Source organism: Denitromonas ohlonensis (assembly GCF_007625205.1).
Taxonomy (GTDB): Bacteria; Pseudomonadota; Gammaproteobacteria; order Burkholderiales; family Rhodocyclaceae; genus Nitrogeniibacter; species Nitrogeniibacter ohlonensis.
In genome coordinates this window covers 16,838-43,197 of sequence record NZ_VMNI01000011.1, presented here as the reverse complement: position 1 = coordinate 43,197, position 26,360 = coordinate 16,838, and the positions used below count along the sequence as shown (strand labels likewise).

At 59.2% G+C, this 26,360-nt stretch carries 28 protein-coding genes; 27 read left to right on the top strand and 1 reads right to left on the bottom strand.

Annotated elements, in window-relative coordinates; translation table 11 throughout:
- Positions 1–57 precede the first annotated feature (57 nt).
- The 27 genes from pseB to FHP89_RS12355 all read left to right on the top strand — a co-directional run bounded on the left by pseB (position 58) and on the right by FHP89_RS12355 (position 25,400).
- Positions 58–1,056, top strand: coding sequence for a UDP-N-acetylglucosamine 4,6-dehydratase (inverting) (pseB, locus tag FHP89_RS12485; RefSeq protein ID WP_144179602.1), 999 nt, complete (start codon positions 58–60; stop codon positions 1,054–1,056).
- Positions 1,053–2,213 (top strand): UDP-4-amino-4,6-dideoxy-N-acetyl-beta-L-altrosamine transaminase, encoded by a 1,161-nt coding sequence (pseC, locus tag FHP89_RS12480; protein ID WP_144179603.1) that lies wholly within the window; start codon positions 1,053–1,055, stop codon positions 2,211–2,213. The genes pseB and pseC overlap by 4 nt, the downstream gene beginning before the upstream one ends.
- Positions 2,210–3,097: an aldo/keto reductase gene (locus tag FHP89_RS12475; RefSeq protein ID WP_186300403.1), complete on the top strand. Its 888-nt coding sequence runs from the start codon at positions 2,210–2,212 to the stop codon at positions 3,095–3,097. The genes pseC and FHP89_RS12475 overlap by 4 nt, the downstream gene beginning before the upstream one ends.
- Complete coding sequence (locus FHP89_RS12470) at positions 3,094–3,993, top strand: Gfo/Idh/MocA family protein (RefSeq protein WP_144179605.1); 900 nt, start codon at positions 3,094–3,096, stop codon at positions 3,991–3,993. The genes FHP89_RS12475 and FHP89_RS12470 overlap by 4 nt, the downstream gene beginning before the upstream one ends.
- The gene (locus FHP89_RS12465) at positions 3,990–4,745 is read left to right on the top strand and encodes an SDR family oxidoreductase (protein ID WP_186300404.1); all 756 of its coding nucleotides are present in this window, start codon (positions 3,990–3,992) and stop codon (positions 4,743–4,745) included. The genes FHP89_RS12470 and FHP89_RS12465 overlap by 4 nt, the downstream gene beginning before the upstream one ends.
- Positions 4,742–5,452 (top strand): acylneuraminate cytidylyltransferase family protein, encoded by a 711-nt coding sequence (locus FHP89_RS12460; RefSeq protein ID WP_222105384.1) that lies wholly within the window; start codon positions 4,742–4,744, stop codon positions 5,450–5,452. The genes FHP89_RS12465 and FHP89_RS12460 overlap by 4 nt, the downstream gene beginning before the upstream one ends.
- A complete protein-coding gene (gene pseG / locus FHP89_RS12455) occupies positions 5,449–6,951 on the top strand; it encodes a UDP-2,4-diacetamido-2,4,6-trideoxy-beta-L-altropyranose hydrolase (protein ID WP_144179608.1) in 1,503 nt (500 codons plus the stop codon). Before FHP89_RS12460 ends, pseG begins: the two co-directional genes overlap by 4 nt.
- Positions 6,944–7,999: a pseudaminic acid synthase gene (gene pseI, locus FHP89_RS12450; protein WP_144179609.1), complete on the top strand. Its 1,056-nt coding sequence runs from the start codon at positions 6,944–6,946 to the stop codon at positions 7,997–7,999. The genes pseG and pseI overlap by 8 nt, the downstream gene beginning before the upstream one ends.
- Positions 8,000–8,026: 27 nt before the next feature.
- Positions 8,027–8,980, top strand: a complete 954-nt coding sequence (locus FHP89_RS12445; RefSeq protein ID WP_222105383.1) for a class I SAM-dependent methyltransferase — start codon at positions 8,027–8,029, stop codon at positions 8,978–8,980.
- Entirely contained in the window at positions 8,977–10,104 is a 1,128-nt protein-coding gene (locus FHP89_RS12440) for an N-acetyl sugar amidotransferase (RefSeq protein WP_144179610.1), read from the top strand. Before FHP89_RS12445 ends, FHP89_RS12440 begins: the two co-directional genes overlap by 4 nt.
- Positions 10,101–10,712 carry an imidazole glycerol phosphate synthase subunit HisH gene (gene hisH, locus FHP89_RS12435; protein ID WP_144179611.1) on the top strand — a complete coding sequence of 204 codons (612 nt, stop codon included), beginning with the start codon at positions 10,101–10,103 and terminating at the stop codon, positions 10,710–10,712. The genes FHP89_RS12440 and hisH overlap by 4 nt, the downstream gene beginning before the upstream one ends.
- Positions 10,705–11,484, top strand: a complete 780-nt coding sequence (locus FHP89_RS12430) for a HisA/HisF-related TIM barrel protein (protein ID WP_144179612.1) — start codon at positions 10,705–10,707, stop codon at positions 11,482–11,484. The genes hisH and FHP89_RS12430 overlap by 8 nt, the downstream gene beginning before the upstream one ends.
- A 3-nt stretch (positions 11,485–11,487) precedes the next feature.
- On the top strand, positions 11,488–12,732 hold the full coding sequence (locus tag FHP89_RS12425; protein WP_144179613.1) for an N-acetyl sugar amidotransferase: 1,245 nt from the start codon (positions 11,488–11,490) through the stop codon (positions 12,730–12,732).
- A 404-nt stretch (positions 12,733–13,136) separates the two neighbouring features.
- Positions 13,137–13,772 carry a hypothetical protein gene (locus FHP89_RS12420; protein ID WP_144179614.1) on the top strand — a complete coding sequence of 212 codons (636 nt, stop codon included), beginning with the start codon at positions 13,137–13,139 and terminating at the stop codon, positions 13,770–13,772.
- Positions 13,773–13,879: 107 nt separating this feature from the next.
- A complete protein-coding gene (locus tag FHP89_RS12415; protein WP_144179615.1) occupies positions 13,880–16,249 on the top strand; it encodes a PEP-utilizing enzyme in 2,370 nt (789 codons plus the stop codon).
- A gap of 11 nt (positions 16,250–16,260) precedes the next feature.
- Complete coding sequence (locus FHP89_RS12410) at positions 16,261–16,773, top strand: adenylyl-sulfate kinase (protein WP_144179616.1); 513 nt, start codon at positions 16,261–16,263, stop codon at positions 16,771–16,773.
- Positions 16,770–17,459 (top strand): hypothetical protein, encoded by a 690-nt coding sequence (locus tag FHP89_RS12405; protein ID WP_144179617.1) that lies wholly within the window; start codon positions 16,770–16,772, stop codon positions 17,457–17,459. Before FHP89_RS12410 ends, FHP89_RS12405 begins: the two co-directional genes overlap by 4 nt.
- Before the next feature lie 7 nt (positions 17,460–17,466).
- A complete protein-coding gene (locus FHP89_RS12400) occupies positions 17,467–18,189 on the top strand; it encodes a formyltransferase family protein (protein ID WP_186300406.1) in 723 nt (240 codons plus the stop codon).
- A 10-nt stretch (positions 18,190–18,199) separates the two neighbouring features.
- The gene (locus FHP89_RS12395) at positions 18,200–18,988 is read left to right on the top strand and encodes a class I SAM-dependent methyltransferase (RefSeq protein WP_144179619.1); all 789 of its coding nucleotides are present in this window, start codon (positions 18,200–18,202) and stop codon (positions 18,986–18,988) included.
- Positions 18,985–19,623 (top strand): gamma-glutamyl-gamma-aminobutyrate hydrolase family protein, encoded by a 639-nt coding sequence (locus FHP89_RS12390; RefSeq protein WP_144179620.1) that lies wholly within the window; start codon positions 18,985–18,987, stop codon positions 19,621–19,623. The genes FHP89_RS12395 and FHP89_RS12390 overlap by 4 nt, the downstream gene beginning before the upstream one ends.
- Positions 19,620–20,381, top strand: coding sequence for a phosphocholine cytidylyltransferase family protein (locus FHP89_RS12385; RefSeq protein WP_144179621.1), 762 nt, complete (start codon positions 19,620–19,622; stop codon positions 20,379–20,381). The genes FHP89_RS12390 and FHP89_RS12385 overlap by 4 nt, the downstream gene beginning before the upstream one ends.
- 2 nt (positions 20,382–20,383) lie before the next feature.
- Positions 20,384–21,100, top strand: a complete 717-nt coding sequence (locus FHP89_RS12380; protein ID WP_144179622.1) for a CDP-alcohol phosphatidyltransferase family protein — start codon at positions 20,384–20,386, stop codon at positions 21,098–21,100.
- Between the two features lie 3 nt (positions 21,101–21,103).
- Positions 21,104–22,105, top strand: coding sequence for a glycosyltransferase family 2 protein (locus FHP89_RS12375; protein ID WP_144179623.1), 1,002 nt, complete (start codon positions 21,104–21,106; stop codon positions 22,103–22,105).
- A complete protein-coding gene (locus FHP89_RS12370; RefSeq protein WP_144179624.1) occupies positions 22,102–23,061 on the top strand; it encodes a glycosyltransferase family 2 protein in 960 nt (319 codons plus the stop codon). Before FHP89_RS12375 ends, FHP89_RS12370 begins: the two co-directional genes overlap by 4 nt.
- Positions 23,051–23,896: a class I SAM-dependent methyltransferase gene (locus FHP89_RS12365; protein ID WP_144179625.1), complete on the top strand. Its 846-nt coding sequence runs from the start codon at positions 23,051–23,053 to the stop codon at positions 23,894–23,896. The genes FHP89_RS12370 and FHP89_RS12365 overlap by 11 nt, the downstream gene beginning before the upstream one ends.
- Positions 23,893–24,621, top strand: a complete 729-nt coding sequence (locus tag FHP89_RS12360; protein WP_144179626.1) for a glycosyltransferase family 2 protein — start codon at positions 23,893–23,895, stop codon at positions 24,619–24,621. Before FHP89_RS12365 ends, FHP89_RS12360 begins: the two co-directional genes overlap by 4 nt.
- A complete protein-coding gene (locus FHP89_RS12355) occupies positions 24,618–25,400 on the top strand; it encodes a glycosyltransferase family 2 protein (RefSeq protein ID WP_144179627.1) in 783 nt (260 codons plus the stop codon). The genes FHP89_RS12360 and FHP89_RS12355 overlap by 4 nt, the downstream gene beginning before the upstream one ends.
- Here the strand turns inward: FHP89_RS12355 and fcl are convergent.
- Positions 25,364–26,326, bottom strand: coding sequence for a GDP-L-fucose synthase (fcl, locus tag FHP89_RS12350; RefSeq protein WP_144179628.1), 963 nt, complete (start codon positions 26,324–26,326; stop codon positions 25,364–25,366). The genes FHP89_RS12355 and fcl overlap by 37 nt on opposite strands.
- Positions 26,327–26,360: the final 34 nt, after the last annotated feature.

Below are 26,360 nucleotides of genomic sequence, written 5' to 3'. Positions count from 1 at the left end.
AGAGCAATCGAAAATCGCGATCTTTCGATCGGACACAAACGAACCAATGGCGAAAACATGCTGAATGAATCCTCAATCCTCGTGACAGGCGGTACCGGGTCGTTCGCCCATACGTTCGTCCCCATGACGCTTCAACGATATAACCCCAGACGACTGGTCATTTTTTCCAGGGACGAAATGAAGCAGTGGGAAATGGCCAAGATTTACGGTGACGACCCGCGCGTGCGCTTCTTCATCGGTGATGTTCGTGACAAGGACCGCCTGGCGCGCGCCCTGCATGGCGTGGACTACGTTGTTCACGCCGCGGCCACCAAGATTGTTCCGACCGCCGAGTACAATCCCTTCGAATGCGTCAAGACGAACATCAATGGCGCCATGAATCTCATCGACGCCTGTATCGACCAGGGCGTCAAGCGGGTCGTTGCGCTGTCGACAGACAAGGCCAGCAGTCCCGCCAACCTGTATGGCGCCACAAAACTGGCTTCGGACAAGCTGTTCGTTGCTGGCAACTCCTACACCGGAAGCAATGACACACGCTTTGCCGTTGTCCGCTATGGCAACGTGATGGGCTCGAGGGGTTCGGTCATTCCGTACTTCCTGTCGATCGCCAAGAGCGGCGAGTTGCCAATCACGGACACCCGCATGACGCGCTTCATGATCACGCTCGAGCAGGGGGTGGAACTAGTCTGGCACGCCTTCGACGACATGGTTGGCGGCGAGATCTACGTCAAGAAGATTCCGTCCATGGGCATCACCGACATCGCACACGCAGTGGCGCCAGAGGCGCGCCACAAGATCGTCGGCATCCGCCCGGGAGAAAAACTCCATGAACAGATGATCGGCCCGGAAGATGCGCCGCATACCTACGAGTACAAGGATCACTACAAGATCCTGCCGGCCATCCACAAGTGGAGCGAAGATCCGATTCGCATCAACGACGGCGTCAAGGTCGCGGATGACTTCACCTATTGCTCAGACAACAACGCCGAGTGGATGGATGTCGAATCACTGCGCGCCTGGATTTCAGCCAACCGTGGGAAGGTGGGCAAAATATGAGCGGCTTTGTCCCATACGGTCGCCAGCAGATTCGCGCGGAGGATGTAGAAGCGGTCGTCCGCGTGCTTCGATCCGACTTCCTGACCCAGGGGCCGGTGGTGCCGGCGTTTGAAGCGGCGATCGCCACACACTGCAGTGTGGCACACGCCGTGGCCGTTAACAGCGCCACCTCGGCGCTACACATCGCCTGTCTGGCGCTGGGGGTGGGGCCGGGTGATCGCGTATGGACCAGCCCGATCACTTTCGTTGCCAGCGCCAATTGCGCCCTGTACTGCGGCGCCACGGTCGATTTCGTGGATGTAGCGCCGGATACCGGCAATCTGTGTATTGAGCAGTTGGAGCAACGCCTCGTTCAGGCGCAACGCGGTGGCCAGTTACCCAAGGTCGTAATTCCGGTGCATTTGTGCGGCCGCTCATGCGACATGAAAGCCATTCGAGCACTTAGCCAGCGCTTCGGCTTTTCGGTCATCGAGGACGCCTCTCACGCCATCGGCGCACACTATGACGATCAGCCCGTGGGCAGCTGCCGCTACAGCGACGTCACGGTTTTCAGCTTTCATCCGGTCAAGATCATCACGACGGCCGAAGGTGGTGTCGCCGTCACGGCCGACCCGGCCATTGCCGAGCGCATGGCCCGCCTTCGCAGTCATGGCATCACGCGCGATCCTGCGCTGATGACGGGGGAACCGGACGGCCCCTGGTACTACCAGCAGATCGAGCTCGGGTTCAACTACCGCATGACGGAAATGCAGGCGGCCCTAGGCCTCAGCCAGATGGACCGCCTCGAAACATTTATCGCGGCAAGACACAGGATTGCCCGACGCTATGACGAGCTGCTTGCTGGCCTGCCGCTTGAACGTCCGCCCAGCGATGCATCGGGATCGCGCTCTGCCCTCCACCTGTATCCGATCCGTCTGAATCCGGATCTGGACCGACGCCGCGTTTTCGAAACGCTGCGATCCCACCAGATTGGCGTCAACGTTCACTACATTCCGGTGTATCTGCAACCCTTTTATGCCAAGCATGGCTTCAGGCCCGGACACTGTCCGTCGGCAGAAGCGTACTACCTCCGGATCATCAGTCTCCCCATGTTTCCCGACCTGTCGGACAACGATCAGACACGTGTGGTCGACATCCTCAAGGACGCTGTGACGTGATCGCACGCACCCAACGCATCGGTTTGGGCACCGTCCAGTGGGGACTGGATTATGGTGTAACGAATTCAAACGGGCGGACACCGGCCGACGAAGTCGGCCGTATCCTGAGTCGAGCACGAGAGCGAAGCATCGACACGCTCGATACCGCAGCACTGTATGGTGAAGCAGAGGCGATTCTGGGCGCGCATGACCTCGACGGATTCAACGTCATCACCAAGACCCCGCGATTCGGTCACACTCCGATCACCCAGCAGGATGCAGAAGCACTGTGCTCCACGCTTGAACGTTCGCTTGAAAGACTCCGCGTCGAATCGGTCTCGGGCCTTCTGGTCCACCATGCGGACAATCTGATTTCAACGGGCGGCGAACATCTACTCGACGCACTCAGCACCCTCAAGGCGGGTGGCAAGGTTCGCCGAATCGGCGTGTCCGTGTATACCGCGGCCCAGGTTGACAGCATCCTGGCCCGCTTTACGCCAGATCTGGTGCAACTGCCCGTCAATGTTTTCGACCAACGGCTCATTACCGATGGCACCCTTTCACGCCTCGCGAGGCTTGGCGTCGAGATACATGCCCGTTCGGCGTATCTCCAGGGACTGCTGCTCACGCCGGCGAGTCAGACCCCTGACTACTTCAGCCCTTGGCGGTCGAAGCTCGATGCCTGGCAAAAAGCGTGTGCGGACATGGGTACACCACCTCAGCTCGCAGCCCTTGCGTTCGTATGTGACCACCCTGAGGTGAGTCGCTGCCTCATCGGCGTCCAGAATCTGGCGCAGTTCGAATCCTGTCTTTGCGGACTCGACGACGTACGCTCTTTCGACGCATCCGCCTTCGCCTCGAATGATCCTGCATTCCTGGACCCCAGCCGTTGGAAGCTGGCATGAGCAAGGCGCTTCGACTTGGCATCATGGGCATGTCGCCCGGCAACGGCCACCCCTATTCCTGGTCCGCAATATTCAATGGCTATGATGCGACCGCAATGGAAACCTGCGGATTTCCCGTGATTCCCCGCTATCTGGAGCAACAGCGTTTTCCCGATGACTGCATCGATAACGCTCGGGTCACTCATGTCTGGACTCATGACCCCGATCTGTCGCGCCAGATCGCCAAGGCAGCATGCATCGACTCTGTCTGCGATCACCCTGACGACCTGATCGGTCAGGTCGATGCCGTGTTGCTGGCCCGGGATGACGCAGAAACGCATCTGCAGTATGCAACGCCATTTCTCAAGGCCGGCCTGCCAATCTATGTGGACAAGCCGCTGGCACTGAGTCTGGATGAGGCCAAAGCACTCATCGATCTGCAAACCTACCCCGGCCAGCTCTTTTCCTGCACAGCCCTGCGCTATGCGCCCGAGCTGCAACTCGACGCCGGGCAACGGGCGCGTATCGGTGAAATTCGCTGCGTCGCTGCCACGGTTCCAAAGGACTGGGACAAATACGCAGTACATGTGATCGAGCCCATGCTTCGCCTAGCGCCAGAGCGAGGTCGACTACGCAAGCACTGCCGCTGGCAAAGCGCCGACCGGATCGTTGTTCACACCGAGTTCGAATCCGGCATTGAGTGCCAGGTGTCCACATACGGCGCACTTCCAGTGCCCATCAGCTTCAGAGTCATGGGTACGACCGGTTATTGTGACCTGCAGTTTTCCGATACTTTCCGTGCCTTTCGCGCCGCCCTTCAGGACTTCGTCGACGGCACCCGGGCCCGCGACGTGCGCACAGCCCCGCAAGAGATGCTCGACGTCGTTGAAATCATCGAACTCGGGAGATCATCGTGAATCGCTCCATCCTCATCACGGGAGCCACCGGCAAGGTCGGCTCGACGCTGACGGCGCATTTTCTCGCACAGGCCGATAAGGTGATCGCCGTCTCCCGTTCGCAAGAAGCGCTTGATGCGCTGGCTTCAAAACAACAGCGCGCAGGGCGCCTTTACACCATCGCCGCAGACCTCATGGCGAGCGACGCCTGCCAGACCATCACCGACGCCCTGTCCACTATGGAGCTCACGCCGGATGGTCTCGTGAACAATGCGCGCAGCATTTCATTCTTGGGCATCGAATCCTCCGGCCAAGTGCGTCGCGAGAATTTCATGAATGAATTCCAGCTCGATGTGATTGCGCCCTACGAACTGACGATGGCACTGGCCCGGATGCAAGGGTCTCGCCTGACTTCGGTCGTCAACATCGGGTCGCAGTACGGGATCGTGGCGCCCAACCTGAAACTTTATGAAGATCCGGCCCGGCAATCGCCCATTCATTATGGTGTGGCCAAGGCCGCGCTCGCGCATCTGACCAAGGAGCTGGCGGTTCGCCTTGCCGAGCAACACATCCGCGTCAATTGCGTGGCTTTTGGCGGGGTGGAGGGCCGGGTCAATCCGGCATTCAAGGCCAGATACGCCGAACTGTGCCCCTCCGGCCGAATGCTCCGTGAGGATGAATTGCCCGGTCCGGTGGACCTGCTGCTGTCGGAGGCCGCCTCCGCCATCACGGGGCATGTCATGATGGCTGACGGCGGCTGGAGTCTGTGGTGACACAACGCATCGCAATCATCCTTGCCCGCGGCGGATCAAAACGCCTGCCGCGCAAGAATGTCATGCCCTTTGGCGGCCGCCCGATGCTAGCCTGGTCGGTCGGTGCTGCCCTCGACTCGGGCTGCTTCCAGCGCGTTCTGGTTTCAACTGATGACGAAGAAATCGCCCAGGCAGCGATCGCAGCGGGCGCGGAAGTGCCCTTTCTCCGCGACCGGGCAGCGGACGACCAGTCACCGTCGAGTGCGGCGACCCGGATTGCGCTCGAGCAGGCCGAAACATACTGGAACGAACGCTACGATGTGGTGGCGCAACTGATGGCCAACTGCCCACTGCGCAACGCCGACGACGTCAGGGCCGGCGTCACGCATTTCCATGACAGTGGCGCTCCATCACAGATCAGCGCCTTCAAGTTCGGCTGGATGAACCCCTGGTGGGCCGTCAAGCTGGCGCCGGACGGGCAACCGGACTGGGTATTCCCGGAGGCGCGTCAGTCACGCTCGCAAGATCTGCCGTCTCTGTATTGCCCGACAGGTGCGCTGTGGCTTGCTCAGCGAGACGCGTTCGTTGGCGGCGAGAACTTCTACCTGCCCGGCCACATCTTCTTTCCCATGGACTGGACGTCCGCAGTCGACATCGATGACGCGGCAGACCTGGCCATGGCCGAGGCCTGCTTCGCCCTGCGACAGCGCCACCAGGACGCCGCATGAAAATCGCCGTCCGTACCGACGCATCGGCCCAGATCGGCACCGGCCATGTGGCCCGATGCCAGACGCTGGCCGATGCACTCAAGGCACGCGGCGCCGACGTCACGTTTTACTGCAGGCATTTGACGGATGGCATGGAAACCCGGCTCACCGAGGCGGGGCACGGAGTGAAACGGTTCAAAGGCGGCGGGACGCCCGACGATCTGCCCCACGCCGCCTGGCTCGACGGCGATCAGGAGACCGATGCGAGCGAGTTCGTCGAGCACGTCTCCAACGCGTCGCCCGACTGGCTGATCGTCGACCATTACGCGCTGGACGCGCGATGGGAAAAACGCGTGCGTCGCCGGGTCGGCAACCTGCTGGTGATCGACGATCTGGCCGACCGGGACCATGACTGCGACCTTCTCCTGGACCAAAACCTTTGGCCCGATACCGCCACGCGCTACGACAGCCGGCTCCCGGCCCGGACCCGGCGCTTGCTGGGCCCGCGCTACTGCCTGCTACGGCCCGAATTCTCCCGCACCCCGCGCCACGAGAGGGACGGTCGCGTTCGCCGAATTCTCGTGTTTTTTGGTGGTGTTGATGCGCACAACCAGACCGGGCGCGTCCTGGCATTGTTGCCACGGGCCTTTCCCCTGGGCATCGCGGTCGACGTGGTCATCGGCGCCGCCCACCCGGCTCGCGATTCTATCGTCGCCCAGTGCGCCGAATCAGGCCACACACTCCACATCCAGGCGGATCGCATGGCCGAGCTCATCGCCTCGGCGGACCTGAGCCTTGGCACCGGCGGCACGGCGCTGTGGGAGCGCTGCTGCGGCGGACTGCCCACACTGGCTTGGCCCACCGCCTTCAACCAGCGCGCCCAACTCGAATGCGCGGCCGCGGCCGGCCTGCTCCACGCCCCCGAAGGCGCAACGCATAGTGATGAAATCATCCTTCGCCACCTCCTTGCCCTACAGGAGAGTCCTCACTGGCTCATCGGACTCTCCAAAGCCGGACTGGATCTGGTCGATGGCCGCGGCACCGAGCGCGTGTGTCGCGAAATGGGCTGCACTCGTATTAGAATCCGCCCCGCGGCAAAGGCAGACAGCGCCATGCTTTTCGAATGGCGAAACTCGGAGACGGTTCGCCGCGTCTCCAGAGACAAGCAGCCAATTGCTTTTGAAACGCACACGACCTGGCTTGAAAGCACGCTCGCCCGGAACGACCGAAAACTCACGATCGGAGAACTCGACGGCGCTCCCGTGGGTGTCGTTCGATTCGACATCAAAGGCGACGAAGCCGAAGTCTCCATCTATCTTGGCCCCGACGAGACTCGAGCCGGACTGGGCGGAGAACTCCTTGTCGCCGCCGAGCACTGGCTCATGGCACAGGCCGAAGGGACTCGACGATTCCGTGCCGAAGTTCTGGACGATAATTCGAAATCCCGCCAGATGTTCCTGGCAAACGGCTACCGCTTCGAGCGCACAATCCTGACGAAAGGAGTGATCACTGATGACTGACGAATTCCATATCGCAGGCCGCAGAATCGGGGCCGATGCCCCGCCTTTCGTCATCGCCGAGATGTCGGGCAATCACAACCAGTCGCTGGAAAGGGCTCTTGCAATTGTCGATGCCGCAGCCCGGAGTGGAGTTCACGCACTCAAGATCCAGACCTACACGCCGGACACGATGACGCTCAATTTGAATGAGCGGGAATTTCATATCGACGACCCCGACAGCCTCTGGGCCGGGACGTCACTATATGCGCTTTATGCAGAGGCATACACCCCTTGGGAGTGGCACCAACCTATCTTCGAGCGTGCGCGGTCGCATGGCATGATCCCGTTCAGCACGCCTTTCGATGACACCTCGGTCGATTTTCTCGAATCCCTTCAGGTGCCCTGCTACAAGATAGCGTCCTTCGAAAATACGGATATGCCGCTGATCCGGCGGGTAGCGGCCACCGGCAAGCCCCTCATCATCTCGACCGGCATGGCCACACTGGCAGAGATGGATGAAACTGTCCGCACAGCACGCGCGGCGGGTTGCAAGCACCTCGTCCTGCTCAAATGCACGAGCACCTATCCGGCCACCCCGGCCAACACGAACATCCGCACCATTGCACACATGAGAGACATGTTCGGCTGCGAAGTCGGTCTGTCCGATCACACCATGGGCGTCGGCGTCGCGGTCGCCAGTGTGGCCATGGGTGCCACCGTCATCGAAAAGCATTTCACCCTCGATCGAGCCGAAGGCGGCGTGGATAGCGCTTTCTCCCTTGAGCCTGCCGAAATGAGCGCGCTGGTGACCGAGACAGGGCGCGCCTGGGAGGCGCTCGGCCAAGTGCGCTACGGGCCGACCGAGGCCGAGCGCAAGTCACTTCAGTTCAGGCGCTCGCTCTACATCACTAGGGACTTGAAGCCCGGAGACGTACTGAGCCTGGAAAACGTCCGCGCCATCCGCCCCGGCCTGGGTCTTGCTCCCGGTATGCTCTCCGCGGTGCTCGGACGTCGCGTCAGCAACGCTATATCGCGGGGCACACCTGTCTCGTGGGATATTCTCAAGTAAAATGGCATCCCTTACTTTCGTTGAATCATGAAATCAATGAATTCGCTCACGCAACATGACGACGATCTGTCTGCGGAAGACTTGCGGCGACTGCTCGTTGGCATGCGTTCGGCTTTCGAGCAAGGCAACAATGCCATGGAATTTGCTCGCGCGGCGCTCGGAAAAACCAGCAACCTCACGATTGCGACACTCATCGCATACGATTTGCAAGCTGGCGCCTATGTCAATCAAGCGCTGTCGAACCCCGCTGAAAAGCAACTGTGGTGCGAGCAACTCGCATCGCTGGTTTCGCGACATCTTTCGCCTGGAGGTTCCTTGCTTGAAGTTGGCTCAGGGGAGGCAACAACGCTCGCCGGCGTGCTCGAAGCGCTGCCCGCGCCACCAACGGTTGCCCTAGGCTTTGACATCAGTTGGTCACGGTGCGCGCACGGCAATGGATGGCTCAAGCATAAGCATCAACAGGCAGAGCTGTTTGTAGCCGACTTGTTCAACATTCCGCTCGCGGACGAGAGCGTAGATGTGGTGTACTCATCACACTCACTTGAGCCAAACGGAGGGCGTGAAACCGCAGCACTGAGCGAGCTCCTTAGGGTGGCTAAGCGCGCGGTTGTTCTTGTGGAACCGATCTACGAGTTAGCCGATGCGGACGCCCGCGCCCGAATGTCGCATCATGGCTACGTTCGCGACCTTAAGGCAACGGCAGAACGACTTGGCTGTAACGTCACCGACTACCGGTTGCTGGACTTCTACGTGAATCCCCTGAACCCAAGTGGGGTCGTCTGTCTGGAAAAAAGCCAGGCTCGAAGTGTAACAACGCCGGCATGGCGGTGCCCACTGACCCAAACGCCACTGACTCGCACCACCGACGCGTTTTCGTCAGCCGAAACGGGCTTGGTATATCCCGTGTTATCGGGCATCCCGCTGCTGTGCCGCGATCACGCAGTGTTGGCATCGTCTTTCGGCAAGCCAATCACCTCATGAAATACTGCACGACCTGTTTGCAGCCCGACACGCGCCCCAACTCCGTCTTTACACCCGATGGTCAGTGTCCTGCGTGTGCCTACTTCGAGACGGCGCGCGACATTGACTGGCAGGAGCGCCACGAGATTATCGAAGACCTCGTCGCACCCTATCGCGGTACAGGCCCCGACGGTTTCGACTGCATCATCGGGGTCAGCGGGGGCAAAGACAGCACAAGACAAGCATTGTGGGTGCGTGACAAGCTGGATATGACCCCCTTGCTTGTTTCATTAAGTCACCCACCGCAACAGGTCTCGGATCTTGGCGTCGACAACGTATCCAACCTGATCAATCTCGGCTTCGATGTGGTCTTGTCGTCCCCCGCCCCAGAGACGTGGCGGAGACTAATGCATGACAGTTTCATGAAGTTCTCCAATTGGGCGCGTTCGTCAGAGCTTGCCCTGTTCAGCTCAGTACCCCAATTGGCGATTCGATATGGAATCCCCTTGATCTTCTGGGGAGAAAACCCGGCACTTCAAGTTGGGGACTTGAAGACCATGGGGCGAAACGGATATGACGGAAACAATCTGCGCAACTCCAACACCTTGAGTTCTGGCCACGATTGGATGCTGAGCGGGGGCTACGCGGCTCAAGACATTATTCCGTACATTTACCCGGGTGAATCGGAGTTTGATTCAGCCAACATCCAGATCGTGTTCCTGGGTTGGTTTCTCGGCGACTGGAGCCTTGTCAACAACGCCGGCTACGCATGCTCACATGGGCTCGGTATTCGTAACGAACATCCAGGTGAGACCGGGGACCTTCTCGGCTTGAGCAATCTTGACGAGGACTGGCACAACATGAATCAGATGGTGAAATATCTGAAATTCGGTTTCGGCAAAACCACTGAGTATGTCAATGAAGCCATGCGCGCCGGCACAGTGGATCGAGCCACGGCTGTGGATCTGGTCGAGCGCTACGATGGTCGGTGCTCGCCGCGCTACATTAAGAGCTTCTGTGATTTCATAGGCATTTCCACCGATCAGTTCTGGTTGCACGTTCATGCCTCGACCAACCGCGACTTGTTTGACATTGGCAGCGATGGAAGCATAAAGCGCCGATTCCGCGTGGGCGTGGGACTATGAACCGCCTCACTGTCGGCCTTGTGGACTACGGCGTCGGAAACCTGACGTCGGTCACCCACGCGCTCCATGACGCAGGATTTCGCGTGCGCCTCGCCGGCGATTCGACGGTGCTTGATGCATGTGATGTCCTGTTGCTGCCCGGCGTCGGAGCATTTCCATCGGCGATGAAAAAATTGCGGGACACTGGCCTTGACGTCTATTTGCGTAACGCGGCAAAGACCAATCGGCCGCTCCTCGGCATCTGTCTTGGCATGCAGCTTCTGGCGGAAGAGTCTTTTGAAATGGGGCATTCGAAAGGCCTGGGCATCCTTGCCGGAAAAGTCATCCCCTTACGTGACACACCCTGGCATATCGGATGGAACAGCCTCAAATGCACCATGTCTGACTCAGCGCTTCACAGCAGCCACGGCGAATTCTTCTACTTCAATCACTCGTTTGCACTCGATGGGGCATCCGAGCATGTCTCGGCCGTGACCCATGTTCCGGGCCCCGTCACCGCCGCAGTTCGTCACGGACGTATCGCTGGCCTCCAGTTCCACCCAGAGAAAAGCCAGCGCGCAGGTACGTCTCTCCTGCGAACCTTGATCCAGGATATTGCCCATGCTTAAAAAGCGGCTCGTGGGTGTCGTCACCGTACGCCACGGCTGGGCGGTGCAGTCGTTTGGATACAACCGTCATTTGCCCATTGGCCGCCCGGAGTGTCTCGTCGAAAACCTCGACCGATGGGGCGCCGACGAGATTCTTGTGCAAGCCATTGACCGGAGCAAAGGCGAAATGGGGCCTGATTTCGACATGCTCGCCCGCGTCGGGAAACTCGGTCTTGAAACGCCGTTGATTTATGCTGGCGGCATTGCAACGGAAGAGCACGCCACTCGAGCGATCCAGCTGGGAGCCGACAGGATCTGTGTCGACTACGCGCTTCACCACGCGACTGACGAGGTGCGGAAAATGTCTGCAAGGCTCGGTGCGCAGGCGATCATCGGAGCCGTCCCAATAAACTTCAGCCAAGGCCTCCGGCGGCTGGACTATGTCACCCAGCAGGAAAGGCCCTTTGGTGATGTGATCCCTGGACTTATCTCACAGCGAGTCATTTCCGAACTCGTACTCATCGATTGGAAGCACGATGGTGGGGAAACCCACCTGACGCCCGAACAACTTGACCCATTGCCGATCCCTCAGGTACCACTTATTCTCTTTGGCGGCTTTTCAGATCCCACGACAACTCGCCGGTTTTACCAACACCCGGCCGTCGCTGCGGTCGCTGTGGGCAACCTGTTTACCTATCGGGAACATGCGTATCAAATGTACAAGCGTGAAGTAGAAAGCGATTTGATTCGACCCGCAGCCTACGTCGGCGCCAGCACAAGCAAGGAATTCTGAGGCATGGAGTTTTGCAAGCGCTGCCTGTATACGACAGCTCACCCCCTCGGCCTGACCATAGACCAAGACGGAATCTGCTCGGGCTGCCGGGTACATCAAGAAAAGGATCAGCTGGACTGGCAAGAACGGTGGTCACGACTGGAGAAACTGGTCGAACCCTACCGCAATCCAAACGGCAGCAATTACGATTGCGTGGTCCCGGTGACTGGAGCCAACGACTCCTATTACATAGTACATCTCGTCAAGAAACGCTTGGGACTCAATCCCTTGCTCGTTACATACAACCGTTACTTCAATACCCCGCTGGGCATTCGCAATCTTGCCAATCTGCGCATCCGACTCAACTGCGACATTCTTTATCAGAACGTCAATCCGGAATCCGTGCGTCGTATCGTCAGGAGCACCCTGCGCCGTTTTGGCAGCATGTTCTGGCCCATTCTGGCCGGTCAAAGCGTATTTCCTGTACAAACGGCTGTTCGCTACCGAATCCCCTTGATCATCTGGGGCGCGCACCAGGGTCTTGAGCAGGTCGGCATGTTCTCCCACCTGCACGAAGTCGAGATGACACGGAGATATCGAAAGGACCACGATCTTATGGGCTATGAGGCGGACGATTTGCCCTCGGTGTTCGATACGCTAAAACAGCGCGATATTAGTCAGTTTCGCTATCCCAATGATCAAGCACTCAGTTCTGTGGGTGTGCGAGGTATCTATATTGGCAATTTCGTTCGTTGGGATCCGAAGGCTCAGCATGAAGACATGATCTCGCTCTACAACTATGCGTCAGCCCGTTTCGAGAGAACATTTGACACCTATGACCATGTGGAGTGTTTCAGCTACATGGACCTGCATGATCAGCTCAAATTATTCAAACACGGGTATTCCAAGGTTACGGATCATGCCACGCGAGAAATTCGGCACGGGCGGCTCACGCGAGCACAGGGCCTTGATTTGGTCAGACATCACGAACAGAAGGCGCCTGAACATGTGGACCTGTTTTGCGAATGGCTGGGTTTGCAACCGACCGCCCTGCGCTTCATACTGGATCAACACCGCAACCCGGACTACTGGCATGAAGAATCGTCAGGACATTGGGTTTTCAACGGCTGGAGTGCGCGACAACACATTCCCCATGACAATGGCGCACCGCGCACTCCGTCTTCCTCTGCAGCATTCATCGCGACGCACACACGCGGACTCGATGCGGGCGACAAGTTCATCACGATTGGCAAAGGCTGGCCGTGCTGACAAAGGTAAACGAACAAACATTGGCTCAGGCAGCGCTCCAGGGGTTTAGCGACACTACGCTCCAAACATTGACTACTCTGACGCGAAAGTCCGAGGCGGGCCACGCGCCATGGGCCTCATGGGAAAGCGAAAATTCGAGCTTTGGAAAGACACTCCGTTGGTGGCTCAATTACCCGTCTTGGCTGCCAATCTGTGCAAGCTCAGATCACGGCGTTCATTGGGAATCGCGCTGCTGGCCTAACGAGATCGAGTCTCAGTTCCAGTTATTTCTGAGCTGGAACGAGAAAAAGGCACGCCTGATGCGCGAGCGCCATGGGCGAAACGCGATATTTATCCCTCACCCGTGGGTCGCGTATCGCAGAGCATATTTCCCATCTCTTCCCGAAAACAGGGCGGGGACGATCGTGTTCTTCACCCATTCGAATGCAAAAACGACGCCCGTATTCGAATCGCTCGACGCTTACATGGATGAACTTCGCGCACTGCCCCGACAGTTTCATCCCATTGTTATCTGCCTGTCGTTTCATGACATTCGAAAGGGCACACACAAACAGCTTCGCCAGTATTGTTTTCCACTTGTCACTGCGGGTGCATCAAACTCGACTCGCTTCGTGGACCGGTTTTACACCATAAGCAGGCAGTTCCGGTACGCCTGCTCCCCTACCATCGGCTCGCACACCTACTATCTGATGGAAGCTGGCATCCCCTTCTTCCTTTACGGGCAGCCTCCTACATACATGATCAAGGGATCGGATGCGGTATGCGACGGTGCGCAGGATCTGCGGGACTACGGCGATGAAGAGGACATCGACCGCTATATGTGTCTGCATCGCTTGCTCGCCAATCCCGCTGATTCAGTCACGACGGAACAGCGCGCGATGATCGAGAACTACCTTGGCCTGAACGCAAGTTCGACGTCTGGGTTCGTGCGCAAGGCACTGTTTGCTTCGCTGGGGCAGAACATGGACGTAGCCAGCGGCTTATACTTGCGTTTGGCGACCAAAGCATTGCAGCGGCTCGTCAAGCCGGGTTCTGGCTGATCGCAACCGAGTGAAAAATCAAGGCCCTGCCGTAATCGAACCGCTGATCGCACAGGTGGCTTTTACGGAAGACAGACACAACGAGTGAAGTCCCCGATCAAACCGTGATGAAAAAAACCTCCAAGGCGCAAACGCTGATATCTCTGAAGGGCGGAATTTCGAAGTTCGACATACCCGATTTTCTCAGCGTCACCGTCAAGGAATACCAGAGTTCGTCATCGTCGGTGCTGGCCCTGATTCAGAAGCAGTTCGGCGAGGTCATGCTGGTGATTCGCTCATCAGCCTCTGACGAGGATGGCGCAGAGCAATCCAACGCCGGCGCTTATGACTCGGTGCTCAACGTCGATTCAACAGACGCCGAGCAAATCCGTCGTGCACTCGATACGGTCGTCGCCAGTTACAAGCCCAACAAGCGCAACGCCACCGAGGACGAAATCATCGTCCAGATCATGTTGTGCGACACCACCATGAGTGGCGTCATTTTCACCCACGACCTGAACACCGGCGCGCCCTACTTTGTCATCAACTACGACGACGTCTCGGGACTGACGAACACGGTGACCGGCGGAGATGGTGAATACGCTAACCGCACACTCTACATCCACCGCGGGGCGACCGGATCGCTCAGATCAGAACGCTTCAACACCTTACTCGATGCTGTCCAGGAACTCGAGCAGGTCATGAATAGCCAGTTCCTCGACATCGAGTTCGCCCTCGGCGCGGGCCTCAAGCCGTTCCTGCTCCAGGTCAGGGCAATCACGACCCAGCCGAACTGGAACCGCGCCGTTACCCGACGCATCGACCAGGCCCTCGCGGGCATCACCCGCTTCGTACGAGAGCGCTTCAGGCCCTGCGCTGGCGTCTTTGGTGAACGCTCGGTCCTCGGACAGATGCCCGACTGGAATCCCGCCGAGATGATCGGCCGCGCACCCCGTGCGCTCTCCTTCTCGCTCTACCGACGCCTGATTACCGACAGTGCGTGGCGGCAAGCGAGACAACTGATGGGATATGCGATCCCCGACGGCCAGCCCCTGATGGTCTCTCTGGCCGGACAGCCTTTCATAGACACCCGCCTGAGTTTTCATTCGTACCTGCCGGCGGACCTTCCGGACGTGATCGCCATGTCACTGGTCAACGCATGGACGGACAAACTTCGAGCGCATCCCGAGTTACACGACAAGATCGAATTCGACGTCGCCATCACCACTTTCAGCTTTGATCTGGACGACAAGCTGGACCGACTCGTGGCCGATGCGCTGACGCCCCAACAACGTGTGCAGTTTCGCGAGAGCGTCAAAGCGATGACGCTACCCCTTCTGCGGGGAGAAGGCCCCGGAAGCATTCCATCCGCTCTGGCCAGCATCCAACGCCTTTCCGAACGCACGATGCCGGAGGTGGACGGAAGTGCCATGGGCCTGAACAAGCTGATTGAGGACTGCATTCAATTCGGCACAGTGCCTTTCGCTGTCCTCGCCCGACACGGGTTCATCGCCCGCACCATACTTCTCTCGCTGGCCGAACGCGGCATTTTCTCCGAGTGCGATGTGGCGCGTTTTCAATCAAGCGTAAAGACCATTGCTGGCGACCTGGTGGACGACATGCGCAAGCTGCAGGCGGGCGAAGGCGATTACTCGTGGTTCATGGAACGCTACGGCCACCTGCGCCCGGGCACCTACGACGTTCTGTCGCCAAGGTACGACCAGATGCAGGATTTCTCCGTTGGTCAGACGACCCCGCCCCCCAAGATGGACGCGGCGCCCGCGCCCTTTCAACTCGGTCCCTCACAACGAGACGCTCTTGAAGGACTCCTCCGATCCGAGCAACTCGATGGCGTATCGGCCAACACGTTGCTCGATTACTGTGCCGACGCCATCGCCGGCCGAGAATACGGCAAATTCGTCTTTACCCGCTCGGTTAGCGCCATTCTTGAGATCATCGCCGGCTTCGGTGAACAGCACGGCTTGAGTCGCGAGGAAATGTCGCACATCCCCATTGAGTACATCCTGGAATCGACCATCTGCAGCGCGGAACAATCGATCGAAGAACGGCTACGGACGATCTCAGAGGCCGAAGCCGAACGTCACGTGCTTACCACCGCCATCCGGCTACCTCAGGTCCTTTTTGACGAGGCCGGGGTGCACGTGATCCCGTTCCAGGTCAGCCAGCCGAACTTCATTACTGCCAAACAGACATCGGCCGAAGTGGTGCTGCTCGGCACCCACGATGCCATGGTTTCACTGGACGGCAAGATTGTTCTCATCGAAAATGCTGACCCCGGCTTCGACTGGATCTTTTCGCAGCGTATCGCGGGGCTCATGACCAAGTACGGCGGCGCAAACTCGCATATGGCGATTCGCTGCGCCGAGTTCGGCATTCCCGCTGCCATCGGATGCGGCGAGCAACGCTTCGAAGCCTTCAGCCATGCTTCGCGAATTACCCTCGATTGCGCGGCCGGACTGATCCGCCCCCTACACTGAACGGGAGAAACATGGTTGTCTGGTTGATTGGCCTCTCCGGTGCCGGCAAGACCACCCTTGCCGAGAGAATCGCTCAGGACGTGCGCGAGCGAGGCCGTCCAATCGTCATCCTAGATGGCGACCGAATCCGTGAGTTGTATGGCAACGACCTGGGACACAGCCTGGCCGATCGCAAGACAAATGCCGACCGTATCTGCCGCCTGTGCGATTTTCTCGACGCTCAGGGCATCGACGTGGTTTGCGCCATTCTTTCGCTATTCCCGGAATCCCGCCGCTGGTGTCGGGACCATCTGAGCAACTACTTCGAAGTGTTCATCGACACCCCGATCAAGACACTCGCCGATCGGGACTCGAAAGGACTCTACGCGCGCTATATGCGCGGTGAGATCAAGGAGGTCGCAGGCCTGGACCTGGAATTCCCTGCCCCTGAAAACCCTGACCTCTACATCGACAACTCGGGAACGCTGGCGCAGCTGCTGGCGCATGCCCCCAGCATCGCGGACCGATTCGAGCCGCAGCCATGAATTACGACTACACCGCCGAGGACCGCCTCGAGCAGCCTCACAAATACATGTACGCCCGGTTCGGCGGAAAAGCCTTTCTCACCGCGTACATGGCCGATCGCCGCGCGCGCTGCGATGCTCTGCCCGGATCCGCCCCAGGCGGGGACGACGCCGCTCGCGTGACAGGGGCATTGCAAGACCCTGCACTATCGAACCTCGGCATCCGGATTGCGCCGGACGCGGCGGGCCAAGACAAACCATCCGCAGACCTCCGGCCACTCGACTCGTTTTCGGTTGACGCCACGATCGAGACATCCGAACTGCTCGAAGCTCTTTTTGATGCCCAGTTTGCCCAGCGCGACGAGGCCGCCCGGGCGTTCTGGCTACGACGGCTCACGCAGCGATTCGAAGTCAGCAAAAAGCTGTACCAGCGCTATCCGCCCGGTTTCAGAAAGGGCGATGGTCCGAACGACGACATCCGTCTCTACGCCCTGTTTTCGCTCACCCTGGCGCTGGCCTGGCACGTGCAGCCGCAGCTTCAGCATCTGAGCACGCTGCTCAAGCTCAACGATCTGCTTCTTTCACTGCCGCCAGAGCGCCTGACCAACGCCTTTCCGGCCGACGGTGTGCGCCTCTCGGTCGCCACTGAGCTGAATGCCATCACACGCCTAGCCAATGAACAGGGGATTCGCCTTGGGCACGACTGAATTCGGCATGATTGCCGCTGACACGTCGCGCACGCGAGCCTATCTCAGTGCGCTCGAACGCAACGACCTGCTCCCGACGTGGGTGCTACTGCTCGAAACCCACCAGGACGAATCCCGACCGGGCCAGGCCGCCTCTGTAAGCAACGCGGTCGCCTGCGATCCGGCATGGCCCGAAAGCGCATTCGATCCGACCGCGCCTTTGCGCCCTTGGCTAGATCGGCTCGGCATCCGATACGACGTGAGTCCGGTTGCGGACATCAATGCGCCGGAAACCATCGGGTTAATCGCGGCATGCACGCCGGAGGTTCTGGTTTTCTCCGGGTTTGGTGGCGCGCTGCTGCGTGACGCCGTCCTGCGCACAGGCAAGCAGTTTCTCCATGTGCATGGCGGGTACCTGCCCGATTTCAAAGGCAGTACGACGAATTACTACAGTCTGTTGGCGGAAGGTCAGATGGGCGCATCATCGCTGTTCTTGACCGCCGAGATCGACAGTGGCCCGGTCATCACCCGGCGCCGCTTCCCGGCGCCGGGTGACCGAACACGCATCGACCATGTGTATGATGCAGCCACCCGCGCCAGCGTACTGGTTGACACCCTCAAGGCCTGGCGCAAATGCGGCCACTGGACCGTCGAACTACCGGCCAGTACCGGGGGAGAGACGTACTACATCATTCATCCGGTGCTCAAGCATCTGGCCATCCTCGGCCAATCGGAACGGCATCGGGACTGAATCACCAACCATGCGCATAACCTACAGAAATCAGGACGTCAAAGACTATTGGGAGCGCCGCTGGAGCGAAATTCCGGCGGACGAGGCGATGACCAATACCTCAGTCTATCCGCTCAAGTACGCGCAGGCAGCGATTACCGATCGCGACGCACCCATTCTCGAGGCAGGTTGCGGGGCTGGCCGAATCCTCAGGTACTACCACCAGCTCGGCTATGACATTACCGGCATCGATTACATTCAAGTTGCCATCGACAAATTGCGCGATGTGGATGCCACCCTCAAGGTCGACACCGGCAACATTACGGCACTCGAATTTGCAGACGCACAATTCGGCTATGTGCTGGCCTTCGGTCTGTTTCACAATCTCCAGGACGGGCTTGAGCGGGCAGTCGAGGAAACTTATCGCGTCCTGAGGCCGGGCGGCCGGGTCTGCGCCTCGTTTCGTGCCGACAATATCCAGACTCGCCTCGTCGACTGGCTGGCGAATCGCAAGTCACGGCAAACCGGTTCCTCGAGCGGCAAGGCTTTCCACAAGATGAATCTCACCAAACGGGAGTTTCGGGCCTTGTTCGAGCGGGTCGGCTTCATGGTGGACTCGATCGACCCGGTCGAGAATATGCCGATCCTGTATAAGTTCGCGTTCTTCAGGGCCCGCCATCACAAGCGCTTCGATGAAAACCTGGCGCGCAAGGAAGGCTACCGTCTGTCCCCACTGGGCAGCCTGTTGCAGCGTTTCATGATGCGCTATTTTCCCGATCAGTTCTGCAACATCTATGTCCTGATCGCCACGAAACCATGACGGACGGACCCACCGACATCGCGCCAGTCATCCTGGTCAGCCAGCGAATCGACGTCATTCATGATCGCGGCGAGCGGCGCGACGCGCTCGACCAGCGCATGGTGGCGTGGATCGCTTCGCTCGGTGCTCTCCCCGTGCCCGTCCCGAACAATCTGTGTGCCAGTGGCATCCTGCGCGCTTGGGTTGAACGCCATGATCCTGTCGGGATTGTGCTCTCCGGCGGTAATGACATCGGTGCCATGGCCGACCGGGATCAGACCGAAACGATGCTACTGACCATGGCGCAAGGGCGACGCCTGCCCCTGCTCGGCATTTGCCGCGGCATGCAAATGATGGGCGTCTTTGCTGGCGCCGAACTCGAACCTGTCAAGAACCACGCCGGTACGCGGCACCTCGTCAAGTTCACGTGCGAGCGACAATCCCGCGAGGTCAACAGTTACCACGACTGGCGCTTGCGATCATGCCCGGCACAATTTAAGGTCTCGGCCTGCTCGGAGGACGAAGGGATCGAAGCCATTCGTCACGCCTCACTGCCATGGAAAGGGTGGATGTGGCATCCGGAGCGCGAAACCGAGTTTTCTCAACAGGACCACGCTGAGGCGCGTCGCCTATTCGGTCTGGATGGAACGTCATGAAGGTCATCATTCTTGCTGCCGGTGAAGGCACCCGGCTTCGCCCCTACACGCTTGAGCGCCCTAAATGCATGGTTACCGTCGACGGTACTTCCCTGCTGGAGCGGCAACTGGCAGTGCTCCACGCCTGCGGTCTCGACGACATCACACTCATCGGCGGCTATCGAGCGGACATGCTCCCATCGAAAGGGATCACTATCCGGACAAACCCGCGATATTTCGAAACCAACATGGTCTGGACCCTGTTCTGCGCCGAGGCGGATCTGGAAGGCGACATCATCATCGCCTATGGGGACATAGTCTATTCTGCAGACATCCTTCGTGCATTGCTGGCGGACGATCACGATATTGCCGTGACCATCGACCACGACTGGGAAGCCTACTGGCGCGCACGTGCAGAAAATCCGCTGGACGATGCAGAAACGCTCAAGATCGACGCCGATGGCAATCTGACAGAGATCGGGCAACCGCCTAGGTCGCTGGCCGAGATCCAGGGGCAATACATGGGTCTGATGAAATTCAACGCGAAAGGAATCGAACAGCTCAAGTCCGAGTTTCATCGTGCCAGGGATGGGGGCAGTATTCGTGGCAAACCCGCCGAATCAGCTTATATGACGGATCTGCTTCAATTGCTCATCGACAGCGGCCACGCCCTGAAGGCCGTCGGCATCCATGGTGGCTGGGTCGAGGTTGACACGGTGTCCGACCTGGAATCGACCGTCACGCATAAACGCCTGCGACAAATTGCCAGAGCGCTGTAGGCATGACCAGTTCCTGGTTCAGCCGGGTCTTTTCCGATGCCCACGCCAACCACAAGACGATCGGGAACAACCTGCTGCTGCTCGGCATGTATCGGGCTGCCTACCCCGCCGCGGCCGCATTCAACCGTCTGGGATTCAGCCCAAACCTGCTGACCGGCCTTTCGTGCCTGACCACTCTCGCCGCGGCTATCGCGCTGGCCACGCGCGAAGGCGCCGTGCTGTTCTGTCTTCTCTGGGCGCTCTCCGTCCTGCTTGATTTCTGCGACGGCACCGTCGCACGCATGGCGTCGAAGGTCTCCAGGAACGCCTTCCGGTTTGATCACATGAGCGATCTGGCCAAAATCTCCGCGATTCTGATCGCGGCCGGCATTCGTCACGATTCGATCACACTGTGGAGCCTGTGCAGTATCGCCCTCTTTTCGTTTCTGTACTACGCTGTGCTAAGCCAGGAACTGAAATACGCACAAACCCAATTCGATCGGAAGTCAGAAGCGAATGCAGCGACAGCCGCTGCCGCCGGCCTCCAGTCCCGCATGCCAAGTGCCGTGCGCATCATTTACGCAATCTTCGGAACCCTCAACGGACACACGCTACTGATTTTTTTTGCACTGCCGTTTGCCCCGGTTCCCATTGCAGTCGCGCTGATCTACCTGACCCTTATCAGTCTGAGCGGGTCTGCCGCGCGTATCCGGCGCCTCATGAGCCTTCCCAAGCCCTGACCGATGTCTCAACCTCGATTGTCCATCTGCATTCCCTCCTACAACGGCGAGCAGTCCATCCGGTCGCTCATCGACCATCTGCTTGCCTCGAAGCGGGAAGACCTTGAGGTCGTTATTTCGGACGACAACTCAAGCGACGACACTTGGCAGATCGTCTCCCGACGCGCGGTGGAGGACCCGCGGCTCAGGGTCGAACGCAATGCCCAGAACGTCGGCATGGACCGCAACTTTGCGCGCACCGTGCAGTTGGCCAAGGGAGACTATGTCTGGCTGTGCGGTCAGGATGACATGATCGAACCTGAAGGCATCGAGCGCGTCATGGCCGCCCTCGACTCGGACCCCGGTATCGATTTCGTCTTCATGAATCACGCCAAACGCGAGCTAACCGCGGAAGGGGAGACTCTGACTCCAGGGCCAGCCACAGAAGAGGGTGTTGAAGGCTTCGGAGTAGAGTCGTTTCTCCAGCATACCGGCAACCTTCTGCCTACCTTTCTGCCCACCTACCTGATCAAGCGATCGCGGTGGAACGCAGTGAGCATCGAGAACTACCTCGGGACCTGCTATTGCCAGGTGGGTGTGTTTCTCGAACAGCCCGAGGCGCTGCACTGGTATCACTTTCCCGGGACCCATGTCACTGGGCTTCAGCCGCTCGATGGCTGGCAAAGCAACGCGGCCGCATACACCCGCATTGCCTTGGGTCACTTTGCCATGTTGTGGCGTGCACGTGCACGCGCGATTGGCGTGGCCGATGCTCGCTGGGCAGGTCTTTGCCTGAAACAGGGCCGGCGGCTGATCTACGCACTCATTCTCTGGCGTCACAAGGGTTTTTCGCTCGACACCGGTCTCGTGGAGGACACTCAGGCGCTGCTCAAGGCGGTCAGCCCGACACTGGCACGCCTGTTCAGCGCTCTCGTCCACAGCCCACGATTCGTGAGCAGTGCGCTCTACACCCTTGTCGGGCTCAAGCGACGCCTGCGAACATTCATGACCAGGAGCGCTTCGTGACCTCGGTTCCGCACCATGCACCGGTCGCCCTGTTTGTGTTCAATCGCCCAGAACACACCCGGCGTACGCTGGAGGCGCTTCGGCTCAACGCGCTCGCCGAAGCAACCCCACTGCACATTTTCTCGGATGCGCCGCGAGATGACTGGGACGGCACCGCTGTCCAACAGGTGCGCGAAGCAATCCGGGCGGCCGAGGGTTTCGCCTCGGTGACGATCGTCGAACGCGAATGCAACATGGGGCTGGCAGCATCCATCATCGACGGCGCGACGCAATTGTGCCGCCAATATGGACAGGTGATCGTCCTTGAAGACGACCTGCTGACAGCGCCGACATTCCTGACCTATATGAATGATGCGCTCGATCGCTACCGGGACACACCGCAGGTCGGCTCCATCTCCGCCTACATGTACCCGATCGATAGTTCTGGCGCCGGTTCGGACACGGTCATGCTGGAACATCCGATGAGCTGGGGTTGGGCGACATGGGCGGATCGCTGGGCCCTGTTCGACGTGAGCGGGGAACACCTGCTTCAGCGTCTGAAGGAAACCGGGCAACTCCATCGATTCGATTCGCTCGGCCCCGGCGGCTTTGAGCGCATGCTGCGCGGCCAGATTGCAGGCCAGAACAACTCGTGGTTTATCCGCTGGCACGCATCCCTCTTCTTGGCCGAACGCAGGTCGCTGGCGCCCGCCCGCTCTCTGATCAGCAACATCGGTCTCGACGGTACCGGCGTGCATTGCAATGAGTGGCTGATCGATCCGTTTGCGGTGCAGCTCTCCGACGCGCCGATTGAAGTGACGTCGATCCCGATGGACATTGCGCCAGCATTCCATCATGCGCTGAACCGCTTCTTTTGCCGCAGCCGTCGGCTAAGATACATCAACGCCCTTTATCGCTTGCTGCCCACGACACTCAAGCGCTTGATCCGTCGAAACAGGAACTCGAATGGCCGCTGACCAGCCTTCAAACTACGCCTACACCAAACTCAAGGGACAGGGCGAGCACGCTTCGGATTTCATTGTGGCGATGGCTCAGGGCCACCAGAATGTGCTGGAATTGGGCGCAGGCCCCGGTTCAGTGACGCGGCGACTGAGCACGGAAGCCGGGTGCAAAGTGACGGCGGTTGAACTCATGGACGAGTTCCTGCCTCACCTGTCGCCTCACTGCACCCGGGTCGTCCAAGCCAATCTGGATGATCCATCCTGGTCGGACGCCGTAGGCAGCGACATCCAATACGACTTGATTATCGCGGGCGACGTACTCGAGCATCTGAGAGACCCACAGGCCACCCTGGATGCCGCCAGCCAACACCTGAGCACGGACGGTGCCGTAGTGGTCTCCCTCCCCCATATCGGCCACTGCGTCATCCATGCATGTCTGATGAACGAGGATTTCGCCTACCAGAGCTGGGGACTGCTTGACCGGACTCATATCCGCTTCTTCGGTATCCGCAACATGCAAGCATTGATGAATAGTGCTGGCCTCAAGATCATCGATGTGATGCATGTTTGCCGCGAACCGGAAGACACGGAATACGCCGCAGTCTGGCGCGCTGCGCCGTCCGACCTGAAAGCCGCCATTGAGCAGAATCCGTTCGCCAAGGTGTATCAGACGGTCATCAAGGCCGTGCCTTTTGCAACGCAGGGGGCGGAGATATCCTTGATCGATCATTCGCCGGATGCCCCCCGGGTCACGCCGATGATGCGGCTGAACCGGGCCGCCAAGCGCCTGCTACCTTCATCACTCTATCGTCTTGCGCGGCGGGTTTACGGACGCGTTCTGTCCCGATGATTTCGGTTTGCCTGGCCGCATACAACGGCGCTGCTCACATTCGTCAGCAAATCGACAGCATCCTGTCGCAACTGAGCGCGGCTGACGAACTCATCATTTCGGACGACGGTTCGACCGACGCCACGCGCGATCTCGTGGCGGCGATCGCCGACACCCGGATCCGTCTGATCGACGGCCCCCGGAAAGGCCTGATCCGGAATTTCGAGCATGCGCTGGGGAATGCCCGTGGCGACTTGGTGTTTCTCTGCGACCAGGACGATCTCTGGCTGCCAGACAAAGTCGAGCGCATGGCGATTGAGCTCGACATAGCCATGCTTGCAGTCAGCGACTGCCGGGTGGTCGACGACTCGCTGAACCTCGTTCATCCCTCGTTCTTTGCGCTCAATGGCTCGCGCCCCGGGTTTATCAGAAATCTGCTGAAGAACGGTTATCTCGGCTGCTGCATGGCGTTTCGTCGTGAGCTGCTCTCCACTGCCCTGCCATTTCCGTCGCACCTGCCCATGCACGATTGGTGGCTGGGGCTTGTCGGACAGATGACGGGCGGTGTTCGCTTTATCGATACCCCTCTGAGCCTTTATCGACGCCACGGTGGCAACGCGAGCATCAGCGGCGAGAAGTCGACATTCCCCCTTCACGTCCGTCTGCGCTGGCGCCTTTATCTGCTCGTTCAACTGGCCAAACGCAGGCTGCGAGCCCCTTCGATCATCCGGAATACTCCTCCATGAAGATTTCGATCATCACGGTCGCTTACAACGCCGCACAGACCATTGGCGCGGCACTTCAGTCCGTCGCTAACCAGCGCCACCCCAATATCGAACACATCGTCATCGACGGCGCGTCGAAAGACGCGACCCTGGAGATCATTCGCGAACACGCAGACCGCGTGAACACCCTTGTCTCCGAACCCGACAAGGGCATTTACGATGCCATGAACAAGGGGCTGGCCCGCGCAACAGGCGATGTCATCGCCTTTCTGAATTCGGACGATCGATACGCATCGGCCGACGCGATTTCGAGTGTCGTCGATACCTTCGAACGCCATCACGTGGATGCTGTGCTTGGCGATGTCGCTTTCTTTGACCCGAAGTCGCCGGAACGCATCATCCGGCGCTACCGCTCTGATCGCTTCACGCCCGCCCGACTGGCCTATGGCTGGATGCCAGCGCATCCGGGGCTGTTCGTTCGTCGGGCGGAGTATGTTCGAACCGGTCGTTTCGCGACCGACTACCGGATTGCCGGAGACTACGAAATGATCATTCGTCTTTTCTCCCGCCCCGAGCTGCGCTATCGGCATCTGCCCGAGATTCTCGTCCACATGCAGACGGGGGGGGCCAGTACCGCGGGCATCAAGGCCAAACTTCAGCTCAATCGCGAAGTTCTGCGCGCCTGCCGCGAGAACGGCATTGACACCAACATGCTCAAGATTCTGTCGAAATACCCGGCCAAGCTGCTCGAATATCTTTCTCGTTATATATTGTCGTCCGATGCGCAGAAATCCCGATAGGCCTGCGCCAGCCCATCCGCGAGAGAGACTTGTGCCTGCCAGCCGAGACGAATGAGGCGGCTGCTGTCCATCAGCTTTCGTGGCGTGCCGTCGGGCCTGGAAGTGTCAAACACGATCTTGCCTTGATAGCCCACCGTGCGGGCAATCATCTCCGCCACGTCGCGAATCGAAATGTCCGCCCCAAACCCAACGTTGATATGGCTGAGCATGGGTTCGGTGTTCTGCGCGTACACGGAACGATCGAGCGACATGACATGTACGGAGGCACTGGCCATGTCGTCGACATAGAGAAACTCCCGCCTTGGCGTTCCTGTCCCCCAGATCGACACCTCATGTAGCCCTGCATGTCTGGCCTCATGAAACCGGCGGATCAGGGCAGGAATGACATGAGAATTCTCAGTGTGATAGTTATCGCCCGGTCCGTACAGGTTCGTCGGCATCACGCTGCGGAAGTCGGTGCCGTACTGCCGGTTGTAGCTTTCGCACAACTTGATGCCAGCGATTTTGGCGATGGCGTAGGGCTCGTTGGTCGGCTCCAGCGCACCAGTCAGCAATGCCCCCTCCACCATGGGCTGGGCTGCCAACTTGGGATAGATGCAACTCGAACCGAGAAACAGCAACCGGCTTACCCCGGCGCGGTACGCAGAATCGATCACGTTGGCCTCGATCATGAGGTTTTCGTAGATGAACTGCCCAGGATACGTGTTGTTGGCGTGGATTCCGCCGACTTTGGCTGCGGCCAGATACACTTGGCTGGGACGTTGCTCATCGAAAAAGCGACGCACCGCCGATTGATCGGTCAGATCCAGTTCAGCATGCGTGCGCGTCACGACGTCGGACTCACCGCGCGCCTCCAGCGCCCTGACAATAGCCGCACCGACCATGCCGCGGTGGCCCGCAACGAAAATGCGTTGCGCTTCAGCCATCAAAGTTCACTTCCATCGTGTCGTCGAGATCAGC